Origin of the sequence: Pseudomonas sp. Os17 (genome assembly GCF_001547895.1) — a bacterium.
In the GTDB taxonomy this organism is placed as follows: domain Bacteria; phylum Pseudomonadota; class Gammaproteobacteria; order Pseudomonadales; family Pseudomonadaceae; genus Aquipseudomonas.
The window spans coordinates 3,577,934-3,595,833 of sequence record NZ_AP014627.1 but is presented as its reverse complement, the minus strand read 5'-3'; the positions used below and the strand labels follow the sequence as shown (position 1 = coordinate 3,595,833).

At 65.7% G+C, this 17,900-nt stretch carries 18 protein-coding genes; 8 read left to right on the top strand and 10 right to left on the bottom strand.

Going from position 1 to position 17,900, the window contains the following annotated elements:
* Window positions 1–33 precede the first annotated feature (33 nt).
* A complete protein-coding gene (locus tag POS17_RS15715) occupies window positions 34–948 on the top strand; it encodes a LysR family transcriptional regulator (protein ID WP_060839424.1) in 915 nt (304 codons plus the stop codon).
* An 88-nt stretch (window positions 949–1,036) separates the two neighbouring features.
* Here POS17_RS15715 and POS17_RS32450 read toward each other — a convergent pair whose 3' ends face one another.
* On the bottom strand, window positions 1,037–1,165 hold the full coding sequence (locus POS17_RS32450; RefSeq protein WP_256596732.1) for a hypothetical protein: 129 nt from the start codon (window positions 1,163–1,165) through the stop codon (window positions 1,037–1,039).
* A 171-nt stretch (window positions 1,166–1,336) separates the two neighbouring features.
* Here POS17_RS32450 and POS17_RS15710 point away from each other — a divergent pair, with 171 nt between their 5' ends.
* A complete protein-coding gene (locus tag POS17_RS15710; RefSeq protein ID WP_042941707.1) occupies window positions 1,337–1,525 on the top strand; it encodes a hypothetical protein in 189 nt (62 codons plus the stop codon).
* A gap of 13 nt (window positions 1,526–1,538) precedes the next feature.
* Here POS17_RS15710 and POS17_RS15705 read toward each other — a convergent pair whose 3' ends face one another.
* Window positions 1,539–1,919 carry a fe2+ zn2+ uptake regulation protein gene (locus POS17_RS15705; RefSeq protein ID WP_060839423.1) on the bottom strand — a complete coding sequence of 127 codons (381 nt, stop codon included), beginning with the start codon at window positions 1,917–1,919 and terminating at the stop codon, window positions 1,539–1,541.
* 297 nt (window positions 1,920–2,216) lie between these two features.
* On the opposite strand from POS17_RS15705, the gene pvdQ reads away from it, so the two are divergent.
* The gene (gene pvdQ, locus POS17_RS15700; RefSeq protein WP_060839422.1) at window positions 2,217–4,535 is read left to right on the top strand and encodes a bifunctional acylase PvdQ; all 2,319 of its coding nucleotides are present in this window, start codon (window positions 2,217–2,219) and stop codon (window positions 4,533–4,535) included.
* Between the two features lie 62 nt (window positions 4,536–4,597).
* Here the strand turns inward: pvdQ and POS17_RS15695 are convergent, their stop codons facing one another.
* The gene (locus POS17_RS15695) at window positions 4,598–5,599 is read right to left on the bottom strand and encodes a FecR family protein (protein WP_060839421.1); all 1,002 of its coding nucleotides are present in this window, start codon (window positions 5,597–5,599) and stop codon (window positions 4,598–4,600) included.
* 265 nt (window positions 5,600–5,864) lie between these two features.
* Between POS17_RS15695 and POS17_RS15690 the strand changes: the two genes are divergently transcribed.
* Entirely contained in the window at window positions 5,865–6,902 is a 1,038-nt protein-coding gene (locus POS17_RS15690) for an Ldh family oxidoreductase (RefSeq protein ID WP_060839420.1), read from the top strand.
* A gap of 52 nt (window positions 6,903–6,954) precedes the next feature.
* Here POS17_RS15690 and POS17_RS15685 read toward each other — a convergent pair whose 3' ends face one another.
* On the bottom strand, window positions 6,955–7,275 hold the full coding sequence (locus POS17_RS15685; RefSeq protein ID WP_060839419.1) for a DUF883 family protein: 321 nt from the start codon (window positions 7,273–7,275) through the stop codon (window positions 6,955–6,957).
* A 235-nt stretch (window positions 7,276–7,510) separates the two neighbouring features.
* Here POS17_RS15685 and POS17_RS15680 point away from each other — a divergent pair, with 235 nt between their 5' ends.
* Window positions 7,511–7,765: a hypothetical protein gene (locus tag POS17_RS15680; RefSeq protein ID WP_016962601.1), complete on the top strand. Its 255-nt coding sequence runs from the start codon at window positions 7,511–7,513 to the stop codon at window positions 7,763–7,765.
* Here the strand turns inward: POS17_RS15680 and POS17_RS15675 are convergent.
* Window positions 7,737–8,672, bottom strand: coding sequence for a LysR family transcriptional regulator (locus tag POS17_RS15675; protein WP_060839418.1), 936 nt, complete (start codon window positions 8,670–8,672; stop codon window positions 7,737–7,739). The two genes, POS17_RS15680 and POS17_RS15675, sit on opposite strands and share 29 nt — an antisense overlap.
* An 84-nt stretch (window positions 8,673–8,756) precedes the next feature.
* Here POS17_RS15675 and POS17_RS15670 point away from each other — a divergent pair, with 84 nt between their 5' ends.
* Window positions 8,757–9,677 carry a carbon-nitrogen hydrolase family protein gene (locus POS17_RS15670; protein WP_060839417.1) on the top strand — a complete coding sequence of 307 codons (921 nt, stop codon included), beginning with the start codon at window positions 8,757–8,759 and terminating at the stop codon, window positions 9,675–9,677.
* Here POS17_RS15670 and POS17_RS15665 read toward each other — a convergent pair.
* A complete protein-coding gene (locus tag POS17_RS15665; RefSeq protein WP_060839416.1) occupies window positions 9,670–10,218 on the bottom strand; it encodes a GNAT family N-acetyltransferase in 549 nt (182 codons plus the stop codon). The two genes, POS17_RS15670 and POS17_RS15665, sit on opposite strands and share 8 nt — an antisense overlap.
* Window positions 10,215–11,129, bottom strand: a complete 915-nt coding sequence (locus POS17_RS15660; RefSeq protein ID WP_060839415.1) for a LysR family transcriptional regulator — start codon at window positions 11,127–11,129, stop codon at window positions 10,215–10,217. The genes POS17_RS15665 and POS17_RS15660 overlap by 4 nt, the downstream gene beginning before the upstream one ends.
* A 127-nt stretch (window positions 11,130–11,256) precedes the next feature.
* Here POS17_RS15660 and POS17_RS15655 point away from each other — a divergent pair, with 127 nt between their 5' ends.
* Entirely contained in the window at window positions 11,257–12,795 is a 1,539-nt protein-coding gene (locus tag POS17_RS15655; RefSeq protein ID WP_060839414.1) for an MFS transporter, read from the top strand.
* On the opposite strand, the gene POS17_RS15650 is transcribed toward POS17_RS15655, so the two are convergent.
* Entirely contained in the window at window positions 12,796–14,049 is a 1,254-nt protein-coding gene (locus tag POS17_RS15650; RefSeq protein WP_060839413.1) for a ferredoxin reductase family protein, read from the bottom strand.
* Between the two features lie 496 nt (window positions 14,050–14,545).
* Here POS17_RS15650 and glsB point away from each other — a divergent pair, with 496 nt between their 5' ends.
* Window positions 14,546–15,454: a glutaminase B gene (gene glsB / locus POS17_RS15645; RefSeq protein WP_060839412.1), complete on the top strand. Its 909-nt coding sequence runs from the start codon at window positions 14,546–14,548 to the stop codon at window positions 15,452–15,454.
* A 176-nt stretch (window positions 15,455–15,630) separates the two neighbouring features.
* Here the strand turns inward: glsB and POS17_RS15640 are convergent, their stop codons facing one another.
* On the bottom strand, window positions 15,631–16,092 hold the full coding sequence (locus POS17_RS15640) for an LEA type 2 family protein (protein WP_060839411.1): 462 nt from the start codon (window positions 16,090–16,092) through the stop codon (window positions 15,631–15,633).
* Window positions 16,093–16,242: 150 nt separating this feature from the next.
* Complete coding sequence (locus tag POS17_RS15635) at window positions 16,243–17,682, bottom strand: nucleobase:cation symporter-2 family protein (protein WP_060839410.1); 1,440 nt, start codon at window positions 17,680–17,682, stop codon at window positions 16,243–16,245.
* Between the last annotated feature and the right edge of the window lie 218 nt (window positions 17,683–17,900).

Sequence of the window (17,900 nt, the reverse complement as noted above, 5' to 3'; positions counted from 1 at the left end):
GGTATTTTCTAAATAATCGCGAGCCTGTATTCCATGGACCGTTTCAACGCCATGCGCGTCTTCACCCGCATCGTCGAGCTTGGCGGCTTTGCCCGGGCCGCCGACGACCTGCAACTGCCCCGGGCTTCGGTGACCATCCTGATCAAGCAACTGGAAGCCCACCTGGGGGTGCAACTGCTGCACCGCACCACCCGCCAGGTCAGCCCGACCCTGGACGGCGCCGCCTATTACCGGCGCTGCGTGCAACTGCTGGCGGACCTGGAGGAAACCGAGGCGGCGTTTTCCCTGACCCGGCACCATCCCCGGGGGCTGTTGCGCATCGACATGCCGGTGGGCATCGGTCGCCTGATGGTGATCCCGGCATTGCCGGAGTTCTCCGCCCGCTACCCGTTGATCGAGCTGGAAATCGGCCTCAATGACCGTCCGGTGGACCTGATCCGCGAAGGCGTCGATTGCGCCCTGCGTGGCGGCCCGACGCTGGACGAGAGCCTGGTGGCGCGGCCGCTGGTGCAATTGCAGCAGGTGACGTGCGCCAGCCCCGGCTACCTGCGCCAGCGGGGGATCCCACGGTCCCCGGCGGAGCTGGAGGGGCATCAGATGGTGGAGTACTTCTCCAGCGTCAGCGGCAAGCGCTATGGCCTGGAGTTCTTCGTCGACGGCCAGTTGCGCCAGATGCAGTTGCCCAAGCAGGTGGCGGTCAACAGCGCCGACGGTTACCTGGCGGCCTGCGAGGCCGGTTACGGGCTGGTGCAGACCCCGTACTACAACGTTGCCCGGCAGTTGCAGGCCGGCCTTCTGCAGGAGGTGCTGCAGGATTGCCCGGCGCCGACGCTGCCCTTGACTGCGCTGTATCCGCCCCAGCGCCACCTGTCGACCCGGGTACGGGTGCTGGTCGACTGGTTGGTGGAGCTGTTCGCCCGTCCCGGCAACCTGACTTCGCGCCCCTGAAACCGCCACCCCTGGCAGCAAAACGCCCGCGACGGGGCGGGCGTTGGTGGTAGGCGATGCGCTGCGGCCGATGGATTGGCCGCACGTTTCAGCGGTGGTAGTAGCCGGGACCGCCGTCGTAGTAACGATGATGGCCGCCATCGCGGGGCATGATGATGCAGCCTGACAGGGTCAGGATGGCCAGCAGGGGAATCAGCAGCGTGATTCGACGAAACATTTATCAATCCTCAAAGGGCACGGAAAACGCAACAGGCCGTCAAGTAAGCAAAATCTCCTTGGCGCCTGTACCATGTGACCCCGATTTCCCCGGCTCATCCCCAAAACCTGGTAGGTGCTTGGCATCGACCTTGATACACAGCGGATACATTTTCAGCTTCAGGACCCCGCAATGACCCAGTCACAACGCTTGAAATACTCGATTCTGATTTCCCTGGTGGTACTGGGGATCATGCTTGGCCTTTCCTACCTGCAGAACCACGGCGTGATCAGCGAAAAACTGTTCCAGTACATCGCCATTGGCGTGGCGGTGGTCGTGGTGGTGATCAATGGCGTGATGCGTCGCAAGGTCAAGCCCTGAGCCGCCGGCGGCCTCAGGAGAGGCCGTCGAGCACCGCTGCGGCCCGCTGGTGCAGGCTGTAGCTCTTGTCCGCATTGAGGGTCAGCACGCCCTCGCTGCACAGGCGTTTCAACACTTCCCGGACACTGAGAAACGACAGCGGAATGTCCAGTTCCAGCAATTGGCTGTGGATTCCGCGCACGCCCAGGGAGCGTTCGCTCTGGGCGGCGGTGAGCAGGGCGTCGATGACTTTCAGGCGAATCAGGCTGGTGCGCAGGCCAAAGCTCTTCAGCAGCTGCTTGATGCGCTCGTTGCTGGTGCGCTCGGCGCTGCGGCCGAAGACGCCGGCGCCGGCATTCAGCGCAGGCGGGTTGTTCATGGTGGTGCCATCCATTGGCAGTTGCGGGTTGTACATGCAAGAACTCCTTATCAGAGCCTGATCAGGAAAAGAATGATGGGTGCTCTAGTACTAGACGAGCGAGCGTGCCCAATCATGAGGCCCGGGATGTAGAAAAATTGTCAGTATCGAGTCACTGACATGTCATGACCGCGGCGGCCGCGGCGATGGGAGTAAATTTTTTTCCCGCTCTTCGTCCTAATGGGCAGGCAGGCGCCGGTTGATCCGTGCGCGGCTGGATTCCCAGACTGGCGGCATCGCCGTACCCCGCCTGCGCACCAGTCCTGGTTGTGTTCTTTTGTATCAGGAGTCGGTGTGATCATTTCCAGGCAGTTCCCGCATTTTGCCCTTGCCGCCGTGTTGCTGAGCCTCGGTTGTGGGGTTCACGCACAGGCGCAGCCGGACCCGGTCCAGGCCGAGATCCGCCGCACCAGCTTTGGTGTCCCGCATATCCGTGCCGCCGATGAGCGCGGACTGGGCTACGGCATCGGTTACGCCTATGCCCAGGACAATCTGTGCCTGATGGCCAATGAAGTGCTGACGGTCAACGCCGAGCGCTCCAGGTATTTCGGTCCGGAGGGCCAGACCCTGGAGCAGCGCGACAATCTGGCCAGCGACCTGTTCTTCAGCTGGCTGAACTCGCCCCAGGCGGTGGCGGCGTTCTGGCAGGCTCAGACCCCGGCGCTGCGCGAGCGCATGCAGGGCTATGTCGAAGGCTTCAACCGGCAATTGCTCGAGCGCCGTGCCCAGGGCCTGCCGGAGCAGTGCCAGGGCGACTGGGTGCGGCCGCTGACCAGCGCCGATCTGGTGAAGCTGACCCGGCGCCTGCTGGTCGAAGGCGGTGCCGGCCAGTTCGTCGAGGCCCTGGCCCTGGCCGCGCCTCCGGGAGACGCCGCCCAGGCGGCCTTGAGCCCCAGGCAGTGGCAATTGGCGGCGAACCGGCAACAGGCTTTTGCCCTGGACCGGGGCAGCAACGCCGTGGCGGTGGGCGGCGAGCGTTCCTTCAATGGGCGCGGTCTGCTGCTGGCCAATCCGCACTTTCCCTGGGTCGGCGGCATGCGCTTCTACCAGATGCACCTGACCATTCCCGGTCAGCTGGATGTGATGGGGGCTGCCTTGCCCGGTCTGCCGCTGATCAATATCGGCTTCAACCAGCACCTGGCCTGGACCCACACCGTGGATACGTCCAAGCACTTCACCCTGTACCGCCTGCAACTGGACCCCAAGGACCCGACCCGCTACCTGCTGGATGGCCGCTCGCTGCCATTGCAGCGTCAGGTGGTGACGGTGCAGGGCAAGACCGCGGACGGGCGCTTGCAGCCCCAGTCGCGCACCCTCTACAGCTCGGTGTTCGGCCCCGTGGTGCATTGGCCGGGGGAGCTGGACTGGAACCGCCAGTTCGCCTACAGCCTGCGTGACGCCAACCTCGACAACAGCCGCGTGCTGGCCCAGTGGTACGCGATGAATCAGGCCGGCAGCGTCAGCGACCTGCAAGACAGCGTGCACCGGTTGCAGGGCATTCCCTGGGTCAACACCCTGGCGGTGGATGACCAGGGCCGCGGCTTGTACATGAACCAGTCGGTGGTGCCCAACGTGACCCAGGCCAAGCTGGCGCAGTGCAGCGATCCGCGGGCCGGTACCCAGGTGATCGTTCTCGATGGATCGCGCAGCGCCTGCGCCTGGGATATCGATCCGGCCGCGGCGCAGCCGGGTATCTTCGCCGCCAGCCAGTTGCCGCAGCTGGCGCGCAACGACTACCTGCAGCACGCCAACGACTCGGCCTGGATGGTCAACCCGGCGGCGCCGCTGCAAGGCTTCTCGCCGGTGATCAGCCAGCAGGACGTACCGTTGAAGATGCGTGCGCGTTTCGCTCTGGAGCGCCTGGGCCGGATGCAGCAGATCAAGGCTGCCGATCTGCTGCACATGGTCAGCGACAACCAGGTGTACCTGGCCGGCCTGGTGATGCCGGACCTGCTGCAGTTCTGTGCACAGGACCTGGGCGCCGATGCCCGGCGCCTGGCGCGGCTGTGTGGCAGCCTCAGGTCCTGGGACCGCACTGCCGGCCTGCACAGCGGCCTGGGCCTGGTGTATTTCCAGGGCATCATGCAGCCGCTGCTGCATGACCCGGACATCTGGCGGGTGGCGTTCGATGCCAGGGACCCGCAGCACACGCCGCGGGGCCTGGCCATCGGCCGCGAACCGGTGGCCCGGGCCCTGCGTGCGGCCATGCTGGCAGCGGCGCAGGTGGTGGACGAGGCCGGGTTGGCCGATGACGTGCGCTGGGGCGAGCTGCAGCAGGTGAGCCGGGGCGGCCGACCGACCCCGGTGCCCGGCGGCCCGGAAAGCCTGGGGGTGTACAACGCCATCCAGAGCGTGCCGGGGGACGGCGGCAAGCGGGAGGTGGTGAGCGGCACCAGCTACCTGAATGTGGTCAGTTTCGATGAGCAGGGGCCACGGGCCCTGGGGCTGCTGGCGTTCTCCCTGTCCAGCGACCCGGCCTCGGCGCATTTTCGCGACCAGACCGAGGCGTTCGCCGCCAAGCAGTGGCAGGTGCTGCCCTTTACCGAGGCGCAGATCCGCGCCGATGGCCAGTATCAGGTGCAACGGATCCAGGAGCCGCGCCGGGAGCCTTAGCCATTGGCGGCGCTGTGAAGGTCGGTGGGATCATCTGGGCCGCCCGGGCAACCGGGCGGCCTTCAGCTGTTTGGCGGGGACTGGGGCAGGGCGTTGATCACCGGGTTGCCCTGGCGATTGCGCGTCAGGTAGACCGGCAGCACCTTGGGCAGCGAGGTCAGCAGGCTCTTGATCTCCCGGGTGTTGTAGATGCCGCCGACGCGAATGCTGCCGGTCTGGCTGTCAGCCAGCTGTACCGGGCTATCCAGATAGCGATTGATCAGCGGCAGGGCCTCGTTGAGGGACAGGTTGTCCAGCACCAGCTTGCCGTTGCGCCAGGCCAGGGAACTGTCGTTGCTGTAGGTCTGGCTGATCTGGGGCGCGTAGTCGCCTTCCTGGTAGCGGGCCTGCATGCCGGGCTCCAGGCGGAAGCCTTCGCCAGGCTGGGCGGTATCGCTGTTGACCAGCACCGAGCCCTGCAGCAGGGTGACCCGCACCTGATCTTCATACATCCACACGTTGAACTGGGTGCCGGTGACCTTGACCTGGCCCCGGGCGGCCTTGACCACGAAAGGATGGGCGCTGTCATGGCTGACCTTGAAGAAGGCCTCGCCCTTGTTCAGGGTGACCCGGCGCTGGTCCTTGTAGTTGCTGTAGGTCAGGGCGCTGCCCAGGTTCAGCTCGACCTGGCTGCCGTCGGCCAGGGTCACGCTGCGCAGGCTGTCGCCGGCTTCGAAGCGTTCGTAGGACGAGGGCAGCCAACCCAGTTCCCAGCCGCTGTAGGCGGCCAGGGGCAGGGCGCACAGGGCAATGGCCGCCGCCACGCCGTAGCGTTGCCAGCTGCGCCTTGGTGCAGGCTGGGGCGCCGGGGTCGACAGGGCGGAGGGTGGCAGTTGGTCGGCCACTTCCCAGATTTCCCGCATGGCCTGGTATTCGAAGGCGTGCAGTGGGTCGGCATCGTGCCATTGCTGAAAGGCCAGGCGTTCGGCATCGCTGCAGTCTGCTTCGTGCAGGCGCATGCACCATTGCGCCGCAGCCTGGGTAATGGCGTCGTACTCGGCTTCTGAGAGGATCTGTTGGCTCATTGACTCTTCCTGATTTCGCGCATTCTACCCTTCGCGACAAGCCTTGGAGAACAACCATGATGGCGATTGCCCAGTAACCGGTGGTTATTTTCATCCGCGACGGCCCTTGGCAGGCGCTGGGGCAGGGTGGCGCATGCCGCCGCGAGGGGGATCCTGGCACCTTCCCTGCAAGCTTCAGGCAGTGGTTGACAGGGTTGCGGCTCGGCGTTGTTTAATCGCGGGTCACGCGCTGTTGCCCCCTCCAATAACTACTCTGGAGCTTCAGATGTCTGCCTCGTCCCCGGTTGTTGATACCCCCTCCGAATACCTGTCGTTCCCGGCTCTGGTGCAGTTGCTGGAGACGATCTTCCTGGGCCACGGCTGTCGCGCCGACGTCGCCCGGTGCCTGGCCGAGAACTGCGCCGGCGCCGAGCGTGACGGCGCCCACAGTCATGGCGTGTTCCGTATTCCAGGTTATGTCTCGACCCTGGCCAGTGGCTGGGTCAATGGCCAGGCGCAGCCGCGGGTGGAAGACGTGGCCGCCGCCTTTGTCCGGGTCGATGCCGACAACGGGTTTGCCCAGCCGGCCCTGGCGGCGGCCCGCGAGCTGCTGGTGCACAAGGCCCGCGAGGCCGGGATCGCCGTCCTGGCCATCCGCAACTCGCACCATTTCGCGGCACTCTGGCCGGATGTCGAACCCTTTGCCGAAGAAGGGCTGGTGGCCCTGAGCGTGGTCAACAGCATGACCTGCGTGGTGCCCCATGGGGCCGACCGGCCGTTGTTCGGCACCAACCCGATCGCCTTCGCCGCGCCCCAGGCCCAGGGCCAGCCGATTGTCTTCGACCTGGCCACCAGCGCCATTGCCCATGGCGATGTGCAGATTGCCGCACGGGAAGGCCAGCGCCTGCCCCTGGGCATGGGGGTCGACAGCCTGGGGCAGCCGACCCAGGACCCCAAGGCGATCCTCGAAGGCGGGGCGCTGCTGCCCTTTGGCGGGCACAAGGGCTCGGCGCTGTCGATGATGGTGGAGTTGCTGGCCGCGGCGCTGACTGGCGGGCATTTCTCTTTCGAATTCGACTGGTCCAATCATCCCGGGGCCAAGACGCCCTGGACCGGGCAGTTGCTGATCGTCATCGATCCGAGCAAGGCCGCCGGACAGAGTTTCGCCGAGCGCAGCCAGGAACTGGTGCGGCAGATGCACGCGGTGGGACTCAAGCGCCTGCCCGGGGAGCGCCGGCATCAGCAGCGCGAGCGTTCACTGCAACAAGGGATTGCCATCGGCGCTGCGCAACTGCAGCAGTTGCGGGATCTGGCGCGGGGCTGAGGGATGCACAGATGCAGGCCAGGCCCACCAGGGGCCCGGCCTGCAGGGGCGGTCAGGAACGACGGCCCAGCAACAGGCCGACCACCAGCCCGACACCGGCGGAGATGGCCACGGTCTGCCACGGATGGCCACCGATGTACTGTTCGGTGGCATCCACCACCGGCTTGCTGCGTTCGCGCACATGGCTCACCGAGTCCAGCGCCTGCTTGAGCTTGAGGCTCACCTGCCGGCGCAGGCTTTCACCTTCTTCGCCCACCAGGGTGGCGCTGCCCTTGAGCAGTTTTTCCGATTCTTCGATCAGCGCCTGCAACTCGCTGAAGGCCTGATCCTTGATTTGATCGTTTTCCGCTTGCGCGGCTGATTTACGAGCCATGAAGTTTTTCCTTGGACAATGTGAACGGTGGTGCATGAGCGCGCCTTCCGGAGCGGGAGGCCGGCTCAAGCCGATTGCAGTCTGCGGCAGCGGCTGCAGTGATCGGGTACCTGCAATGGAGTCCGCTGCCGGGGCAAAAGTTGCAGCCATTTTGCTCCTTGCTCGCCACTCCGGGGTAAACCCGTCAGCCCCTACAGTGTAAGATGTCGCCTATTTTACGCAGCAGGAATTTCCCATGAGTTTCAATCTGGCTAACAAGCCCCTGGCCGAGCGCGCCGCCATCGAGGACGAGAAGTCCCGTCTGTTCGAACTGTGGCAGAGCAACCTGGGCAAGGCCAAGGGCGAGGCCGCGCGGTTGTTCGGCGAGCGCGGCAAGCGCAAGGGCAAGTGGGCCGAGTGGGTCCGCGCCGAGCTCGACGGCATGTCGCCGCCGGAGTTCTCCAACATGGTGCGCAGCGAAGTCAATCGCCTGATGGCGGCGAACAAGTAAGGGCGAAACTCTCGACGATCGCCTCGCGTACCTTCACCAGCAGCGGATCGGTCTGCGGGCTGGTGCGCCAGCCCAGTTCGATCGGATAACGCGGCAGCGCCAGGGGGCAGGGCAGCAGTTGCAGGCCGGTGAGCTCGGCGATGCGCCGGGCGGCATGGTCGGGAATGGTTGCCACCGCCTGGCTGCCCTTGAGCAGAAAGGGCAGCGCGGCAAAGTGCGTGGTCGAGGCGCACACCCGGCGACTGAGGCCCAGGTTCGCCAATCCTGCATCGGTGATGCCGATAAAGCCCTGGGATGACACCAGCAGGTGCTCCCGCTCGACGAACTCTTCAAGGCTGATGCGTTGCTGCCCGGGAGCCAGGCTGGCCGGGTCGGCCAGGCACAGGTAAGCCCCTTCTCCCAGCACCTGGCGGCTGAGCAGGCGTTCGGCAAAACCGCCGGCACTGATGGCCAGGTCGACGCTGCGCTGCAACAGCGCCTCGGCGACGATCTGGCTGTGGGTCTGGCGGAAAATCAGCCGCAGCTTGGGCGCCCGCCGGGCCACGGCCTCGATCATCTGCCGGCCATAGGCAATCTCGAAATCATCCGACAGCCCGACCGTCACCGAGCGCCCCTGATAATCGCCGGTGTCCGGAGCGACCATGGCCAGGCTCTGCCGGCATTTGTTCAGGGCATCGCTGACCACCGGCTTCAACTGATTGGCCTTGAGGGTCGGTGCCAAGCCGCGCCCGGTGCGCACGAACAGGGGATCGCCATACAGCTCCCGCAGCCGGCGCAAGGCCGCGCTCATGGCCGATTGGGTGACCCCCAGGCGCAGGGCGGCGCGGCTGGCGCTGGACTCGTCATGCAAGGCTTCGAAGGCCTTGAGCAGGTTGAGATCGACGCTGGCGATATTCATCTGATTCATATCATTAAGCACTGAGTTGGGGTTTATCGATGATCGGCGGCGCCCGCAGAATGCGCAACACCTGATCGTTCGAGGAACCACGTCATGCCCAAGTCCATCGTCGCTGCCCTGCAAATCGGTGCCCTGCCTGAAGGCAAGGCGGCCACCCTGGAGCAGATCCTGTCCTACGAAGCCGCCATCATCGAGGCCGGTGCGCACCTGGTGGTGATGCCCGAAGCGCTGTTGGGGGGCTACCCCAAGGGTGAAGGCTTCGGCACTCAACTGGGCTATCGCCTGCCGGAAGGGCGCGAGGCCTTCGCCCGCTACTTTGCCAATGCCATCGATGTCCCCGGGGCCGAAACCGAGGCCCTGGCCGGGCTGTCGGCACGGACCGGGGCCAATCTGGTCCTGGGGGTGATCGAGCGCAGCGGCAGCACCCTGTATTGCACGGCGCTGTATTTCGACCCGCAGGCGGGGCTTGTGGGCAAGCATCGCAAATTGATGCCCACCGGCACCGAGCGGCTGATCTGGGGCAAGGGTGACGGCTCGACCCTGCCGGTGCTGGACACCCAGGTCGGCCGGGTCGGCGCGGTGATCTGCTGGGAAAACATGATGCCGTTGCTGCGCACCGCGATGTATGCCCAGGGCATCGAAGTCTGGTGCGCGCCGACGGTGGACGAGCGGGAAATGTGGCAAGTGAGCATGCGCCATATCGCCCACGAGGGCCGCTGCTTCGTGGTCAGCGCCTGTCAGGTGCAGGCCTCGCCCGAGGAACTGGGGCTGGAGATTGCCAACTGGCCGGCGCAGCGGCCGTTGATTGCCGGCGGCAGCGTGATCGTCGGGCCCATGGGCGATGTGCTGGCCGGGCCGCTGGTGGGCCGCGCCGGGCTGATCAGCGCCGAGATCGACACCGCCGACCTGGTGCGTGCGCGTTATGACTACGACGTGGTCGGTCATTACGCCCGCCCGGATGTGTTTGAACTGACCGTGGACCAGCGCGCCCGCCCCGGAGTGCGCTTTACCTGAGCCGGCGCCACTCTTCGCGGGTGATTTCCCACAGCTCCACGGGGAACCGCCCGCTGACGAATTCGCCGTCCCGGGAGTCGATCAGGCGCATGCCGCCACGCTCGGAAATCCGCCGCGATCCCTGGTTCGGTGCCGCCTTGGGCACGCGCATCAACGGCCGTTGCAGCACCTCGAACCAGTAGTGGTCCACCGCCTTGCAGGCTTCGCTCATGTAGCCCTGGCCCTGCCATGGCGGGGCCAGCCAGAAGCCGCGGTTGTCGTCCACCTGGTCCATCAGGCTGATGCAGCCGATCATCTGGCCCGGGTCGCTGCGCCGGCGCAGGGTCCAGTGCCATTCCGTGCCCCGGGCCATGGCCGGCAGGGCCAGGTCGCGCACGTAGCTCAAGGCACCGTCGGCCGGGTAGGGCCAGGGCACCAGGGCGTTGAGGTAGCGCACCACTTCCCAATGTGGAAACAGCTGCTGGATGGCGTCGGCATCCGCCAGTTCCAGGGGTCGCAGCAACAGGCGCTCGGTGTGCAGGGTGGGCAGGTTGCCAATCATCGTCGGGACTCCTTGTGAGGTTTGCCGAGCAGCAGATGCTCGCCGAGAAAGTCGACGAACACCCGCAGCTTGGGCAGCAGGTGCCGGCTGCTGGGCCAGAGTATGGAGAACTTGCCGCGCTCTTGCTGGAAGTCGTCCAGCACCGACACCAGGCTGCCGTCGGCCAGGGCGCCACCGACCACGAAATCCGGCACGTAGGCGACGCCCAGGCCCTGGGTCGCGGCATGGATCAGCGACTCCAGGTTGTTGCTGGTCAGGGCGCTGCCCAGCACCAGCGGCGCTGCGCTGTCGGCCAGGTGCAGGCGCCACGGCTGCAGCTGGGTGCCACCGGGAAACTTGTAGCGCAGGCAGGCGTGGTGCTCCAGGTCCCTGGGCGTCTGGGGCGTGCCGCGGCGCGCGAAGTAGCCGGGCGCGCCGACCAGCACGAAGCCGAAGGGCCCGAGGCTGCGGGACCTGAGCTGTGAGTCCGGCAACTCGCCGCTGCGAATCACCGCATCCACCCCTTCGGCGATCACGTCGATCAGCCGGTCGTTGAAATCCAGGTCCAGTTCGATGTCCGGATAGCGCGCGGAGAACGCCGGAAGGATCGGCAGCAACATGCGGTAGCCGATGGCCGGCAGGCTGACCCGCAAGCGCCCCCGTGGCGCATCACTGATCCGCGCCAGTTCGGCTTCCGCTTCCTGTACCTGATCGACGATGCGCTGGCCGCGTTCGTAGAACAGCGTGCCTTCGTCGGTCAGGCTGATGCGCCGGGTGCTGCGGTTGAGCAGGCGCACGCCGAGCCGTTGTTCCAGGCGTGACAGGGCCTTGCCCACCGCCGAGGCGGACAGCCCCAGGCGTTCACCGGCGGCCACCAGGCTGCCGCTCTGGACCACGCAGACAAACACTTGCAGGCCGTTCAGATTGTCCATGGCGCTCCTCGATTGCAGCGTTTTTGTCCGTAAAGAGCGGAATAATGCCCTGTTTTTTACCGATTGCGGCCTGCCTATCCTGGGTTTTTCTTCCAAGAGCCCTGATGACCGGGGCGTAGAGGTGTCCGTGAATCCTGAACTCGACCTATCCCTTGGGCTGCCGGCCCGTACCCGCGAGCGGGGTGCCTACGGCGTATTGGCGGCGGTGTGCCTGGCGGCGCTGATGCTGCCCCTGACCTTTGTCGGGGTGGCCGTGGCGACCCCGGCCATCGCCCGCGAACTGGGGGGCAGCCCCCTGGCCCTGAGCTGGACCACCAACGCCTTCATGCTGACCTTTGGCAGTGTGTTGATGGCCGCCGGGACCCTGGCCGACGAGTACGGTCGCAAGCGCCTGTTCAGCCTGGGGGTGGCGCTGTTCGGCCTGAGCTCCCTGGCCCTGGTGTTCGTGCCGTCGCTGCTGTGGCTCAACCTGCTGCGCGGGGTCCAGGGACTGGCCGGGGCCGCCGCCCTGGCCGGTGGTTCGGCGGCCCTGGCCCAGGCCTTCGACGGCCCCGGGCGGACCCGGGCCTTCAGCCTGCTGGGCACCACCTTTGGCGTCGGCCTGGCCTTTGGCCCGATCCTCGCCGGGGTCCTGGTGGAGCACAGCGGCTGGCGCGGGATCTTCGTCTCCGGAGCGCTGATCGGCGGCCTGTCCCTGGCCTTTGGCGTGCCGCGCATGCAGGAGTCCAGGGATCCCGAGGCCCGGGGCGTGGACTGGCCCGGGACCTTGAGCTTCACCCTGGCCCTGGTGCTGCTGACCTGGGGCATTCTGCAGGCGCCGCAAAGCGGCTGGGGCAGCCCCTGGGTTCTGGCGCTGCTGCTGGGAGCGCTGCTGGCGCTGGGGCTGTTCGTCGTCGTGGAGCGGCGGGCGGCACGGCCGATGCTCGACCTGTCGCTGTTTCGCTACCCGCGCTTTGTCGGGGTGCAGGTGCTGCCTATTGCTACCTGCTATTGCTACGTGGTGCTGCTGATCCTGCTACCGATCCGCTTTATCGGCGTCGAAGGCTACAGCGAGATCGACGCCGGGCTGCTGATGCTGGCCCTGTCCGCGCCGATGCTGGTGGTGCCGTTGGCTGCGGGCTGGCTCAACCGCTGGTTCAGCGCCGGCAATCTGTCGAGCCTGGGGCTGGTGGTGGCCGCCGGCGGACTCTGGTGGCTCAGTCGCCTGGCGCCGGGGCAGGGCAGCAGCGAACGGGTCTGGCCATTGCTGGTGATCGGCCTGGGCAGCGGCCTGCCCTGGGGCTTGATGGACGGTCTGTCGGTGAGCGTGGTGCCCAAGGAGCGGGCCGGCATGGCCAGTGGCATCTTCAGCACCACCCGGGTGGCGGGCGAGGGCATTGCCCTGGCCCTGGTGGTGGCCTTGCTGGCGGCACTGCTGCAACAGACCCTGGGCGCCCAGGGGGCCACGGGCGAGTCCCTGGTGCTGGCGGCCCGGCAACTGGCCGGGGGGGATCTGGCGGCCAGTGCCGGGGCTTTGCCGAGCGGGTCCCGGGAGGCGTTGCTGCAGGGCTATGCCCAGGCCTTCAGCCAGCTGTTGCAGGTGCTGATGGTCATCACCCTGGTGGCGGCCCTGGTGGTGAAGGTGGCGTTGCATGAGCCGCGCCACCCGCGTCGCTTGCGGAGCTGATCAGCGGAACTCGAAGAACTCGTAGTGCAGGTTGGCTTCGGGAATCCGGTACTGGTGCATCAGCTCGCGGACCTGGGCCAGCAGACCCTTGGGGCCGCAGAAACTGATGCGGATCTGCTGCGGATCGGTTTGCGCCGCGCTGCGTTGCAGGGTTTGCGCCAGGAACTCGGTGCCGCCGCTGTTGGCGACGAAGTCCACGCCGCGAGCCTGGGCCATGCCCTGCAGGGTGTCGACGCTGGGAAAGGCCCGGGACGGGTTGTAGCAATACACCAGGGTGGCCTTGTCGAACTCCCCGGCGGCCGCGTCCTGCAGCCAGGAAATGAACGGCGAGATGCCCACTCCGCCGCCGATCCAGATCTCCCGGGCCGCCGCCTCGGGCCGCTTGAAGCGGCCATAAGGCGCGTAGAGATCAGCACGCATGCCGACCTTGACCTGCTTGCGCAGCCGTTGGGTGTAGTCGCCCAGGGCGCGGATGACGAACTCGATGCGCCCGTCCTCGGCCTGGGCACTGGCGATGGTGAAGGGGTGCGGCTCGCGCAGGCCCTTTTCCTGCATCGACAGAAACGCGAACTGCCCGGCCTTGAAGGGAAAGCCGCGGCCCAGGGGGCGCAGTTCCAGGTGCAGGGAGTTCTTCTCCACCCTGACCGCGCTCACCTGATACTCGCCGGCCTTGGCCACCAAGGGGTAGAGCAGCAGTTTGTACAGGGCGCCCAGCACCCCGAGGATGCACAGCGCGCCAAGCCACAGGCCCGATGGCGAGTCCAGGGTGATCGGCGACTTGAAGCTCAAGCCGTGCAGGATGACGATCAGGAACAGCGGCCCGGACAGCTTGTGCCACCAGCGCCACTGGTTGTAGGGAATGTTGCGGTTCAGTGCCAGGAGCACGATCAGGCCCAGGGCCACGTAGCTCAACTGGCGCACCAGACGCGTCCAGTACTTGGACAGTTCGAGGATCGGCACGCTGTTCCATTCGTCCAGGTTGGCCTTGAACACCAGGTGATAGCTGGCGAACGCCAGGGCCCAGATCCCCAGCCATTTATGCACCTCGTAGACCCGGTCAAGGCCGCCGAACAGGCGCTCGACAACGCCCCAGCGGGCGGCCAGCAGGCAGGACAGGGCCATGTAGGCCAGGGCGGTGCTGCCCAGGACCATGCTCAGGGTGGCGGAGGTCAGCCAGGTGGTGGAAGGGATCTCCAGCAGGAGGGTGAACGTGGTGATCAGCAGAACGCCGATTATCGTGTGCCAGGTTTTCAAGGGTGCATGACTCCGCTCAGGAAATGCCGTCATGGCATGAACATCGACTGCCGCAAAGGTCCCGTTGCAAGGGGGGCAAGGCCATAAGGCGCGATGCATGGGGTGGTGTGGCGCTGGGGTATAGCGGGATATGACAGCTTTGTTCGCGCGTAACCGGAGGCCATTCTAGCGCCTGAACCTTAATTCAAGCTGATGCGGGTCATCGACAGCGTGTTTTTGTGATTGCTGGAAATGATCGAATCTCAATTGCATTTCGATTTCGTGTGCCGGGCCTGCCGCGCTGTTGCTGGCCTCTCGGCACCTGCGCGATGGCGTGGGCCCTGCCGGCGAAGGGGGCCTGGAGACCGGTACAGGGCCTGGGCGTGCTTTCGCAGACCTGCCAGCGCCGGCAAAAGTGCCGGCGGATGTGCACTCGGGTGTGCTGCGCAGGGCCTGGCGTGCGTCTAGCAGCCATAGCCCCGCAGCCGTACCGGGGCCCGTGATGATGAGCCTGAACATGCAAGCCCTGTTGAACCAGATTCTCGATGAAGTCCGCCCCCTGATCGGCCAAGGCCGGGTCGCCAACTACATACCGGCCCTGGCCGACGTGCCGGCCAACCAGCTGGGGATTGCCGTATATGGCAACGATGGCCAGGTATTCAGCGCCGGTGACGCCGACACGCCATTCTCGGTGCAAAGCATTTCCAAGGTCTTCAGCCTGGTGCAGGCCATCGGCCATTCCGGCGAAGCGATCTGGGAACGCCTGGGCCACGAGCCTTCGGGGCAACCCTTCAACTCCCTGGTGCAACTGGAGTTCGAGCGCGGCCGCCCGCGCAATCCCTTCATCAATGCCGGCGCCCTGGTGATCTGCGACATCAATCAGTCGCGTTTCGCCGCTCCGGCCTTGTCCATGCGCGATTTCGTCCGACGCCTGTCGGGCAACCATCAGGTGCTGGTGGATGGCCGGGTGGCGGAGTCGGAATATCAGCACCGGGCGCGCAACGCGGCCATGGCCTACCTGATGCAGTCCTTCGGCAACTTCCATAACGATGTCGAGGCGGTGCTGCGCAACTATTTCAGCCATTGTGCGCTGCGCATGAGCTGCGTCGATCTGGCCCGGGCGTTCTGCTTTCTGGCCAACGACGGCTTCTGCAAGCACAGCGGCGAGCAGATTCTCACTCGGCGCCAGACCCAGCAGGTCAACTCGATCATGGCCACCAGCGGCCTGTACGACGAGGCCGGCAACTTCGCCTATCGGGTTGGCTTGCCGGGCAAGAGCGGGGTCGGTGGGGGGATTGTCGCCGTGGTGCCGGGGCAGTTCACGGTGTGCGTGTGGTCGCCGGAACTCAACACCGCCGGCAACTCGCTGGTGGGCATGGCGGCCCTGGAACTGCTCAGCCAGCGCATAGGCTGGTCAGTGTTCTAGGCTTTGTACGAACAGCCTTGATACTCGGTGATGCTGCGTTGAAAACGGTCTTGTGCGCGAGTCTGATCGGAATGCTCATTGACAACCCGTAAAGTCGAACGCGACCCCGGTCGTTCCTAGAGCGTTTTCGCCTTGCCTGACCTTCGTCGCAAAACCTTTGGTACAGAGCCCAGGGCTTACCAGGCGCCGGGGTTGTTCAGGCTGATCTGCCCGCGATCGATGAAGCGCTGGGTGCCGAACAGCCCGCCGGCCAGTTTGCCACGCAGCACGTAGGGCAGGTTGTCCAGGCTCTGGGTCTGGCTCAGGCCCAGGGTCTGGCGCAGCACCGCAAAGGCCGAGACGCTGACCGGAATCACCAGGATGTCTTCCGAGTAGCGGCCGATGTGCCCCTGCTGGTCGCTGACCCCGGAGGCCAGCGGGCGGCCGTTGACCTCCAGGTCCAGGGCCACGCCGTTGTAGTCGATGGGGCTTTCGTTGGGGTTCTGCAGGCGCAGTTTCACCGCAAAGCGCATTTCCAGGTCCTGGCTCGGCAGCGGCTCGATGCCCACCACGTTGATCGCCAGCGGATCGCGGTTGGGCAACAGCGCGCAGGCGCCGAGGCTGAGCAGTACCAGGGTCAAGGCGATCAATCTACGCATGCAATACCTGTCAACAATGGAAATGAATGACGGACCGACACCTTGTAGCCGCTGCCGAGCCTGCGAGGCTGCGACAAGGCCCCCAGGGCCTTGCAACATCCAAAGCCGAGAGCCCGACACCCGCGCACGCAGCATAGACGCCCGCCAGCCTCAGGAGTTCGCTTTAGCGCTCATGTCCGGGTCTTGCATGACCTTGAGGGTCGCCGCTTCCGGGTCGAACTCATCCTCTTCCAGTTCGAGGAATTCTTCCGGCAGGAAGAGGTTGAGCAAGATCGCGCAGAAAGCGCCCACGGTGATCGGCGACTCGAAGATGTTGTGCAGGGCCTTGGGCAGCTCGCGCAGCACCTCCGGCACCGCCGCCACCCCCAGGCCCATGCCCAGGGAAATGGCCACGATCAGCACGTTGCGCCGGTGCAGCCCGGCCTCGGCGAGAATCTTGATCCCGGCCACCGCCACGGTGCCGAACATGATCAGGGTGGCGCCGCCCAGCACCGGCTTGGGCATCAGTTGCAGCACCGCGCCGATCACCGGGAACAGGCCCAGCAGCACCAGCAGCCCGGCAATGAAGTAGGCCACGTAGCGGCTGGCCACGCCGGTCAGTTGGATCACCCCGTTGTTCTGGGCAAAGGTCACCATCGGCAGGCTGTTGAACACCGCCGCCACCGCCGAGTTGAAACCGTCCGCCAGCAGTCCGGACTTGATGCGCTTGATGTACAGCGGGCCCTTGACCGGCTGCTGGGAAATCATCGAGTTGGCGGTCAGGTCGCCGGCCGCCTCCAGGGGCGAAATCAGGAAGATCACCGCCAGCGGGATAAAGGCAATCAGGTCGAAGGAAAAGCCGTACTTGAACGGCACCGGCACGCTCACCAGCGGCACCTCGGGCAGAGCCGCCAGGTCCACCCGGCCAAGCATCCAGGCCACCACGAAGCCCAGGGTCAGGCCGATGACGATCGAGCCCAGGCGCAGCATCGGATGGTTGAAACGGTTGAGTATCACGATGGTCAGCAGCACCAGCGCCGCCAGCCCCAGGTTGCTCGCCGCGCCCAGGTCGCTGGCGCCGTAGCCGCCGGCCATGTCGGTGACCGCCACCTTGATCAGCGACAGGCCCATCAGGGTGATGATGGTGCCGGTCACCACCGGGGTGATCAGCTTGCGCAGCTTGCCGATGAACTGGCTCAGGAACATTTCGATAAAGGCCGCGACAAAACAGATGCCGAAGATGGTGGAGAGGATGTCGTCGGTGCTGCCGCCCCGGCCCTTGACCATGAAGCCGGCGCTGAGCAGCACGCTGATAAAGGAAAAGCTTGTGCCCTGCACGCACAGCAGGCCGGAACCGATCGGCCCCAGACGCCGGGCCTGGACGAAGGTGCCCAGGCCCGAGACGAACAGCGCCATGCTGATCAGGTAGGGCAGCTCGCTCTCCAGGCCCAGCACGCCGCCGAAGATCAGGGTCGGGCTGATGATGCCGACAAAGCTGGCCAGCACATGCTGCAGGGCGGCGAAGATCGCCGCGCTGAAGTGCGGACGGTCGTCGAGGCCGTAGATCAGGTCGGACGTGTAGCGGGGCGGGGAACGATCAGGTGCGGTCATGGGAAAAGGCCTGCCAGTGGCGTGTGCAAACAACGGGAACACACGTCGGAAAGTGGACGGGACTTGGGCCGCACAGCCATGGCATGGACAAGACTTGCGCACCCGGTCAGAAAAAAGGAGGCGCAGGATGCCAGAAAGGCGCCGCTGTCAGAAGGGCAGGCCGGTGGATAAAGGCAATTTGCCAGGGATGCGAAAGATACTGTTTCTCATTTGCCTTT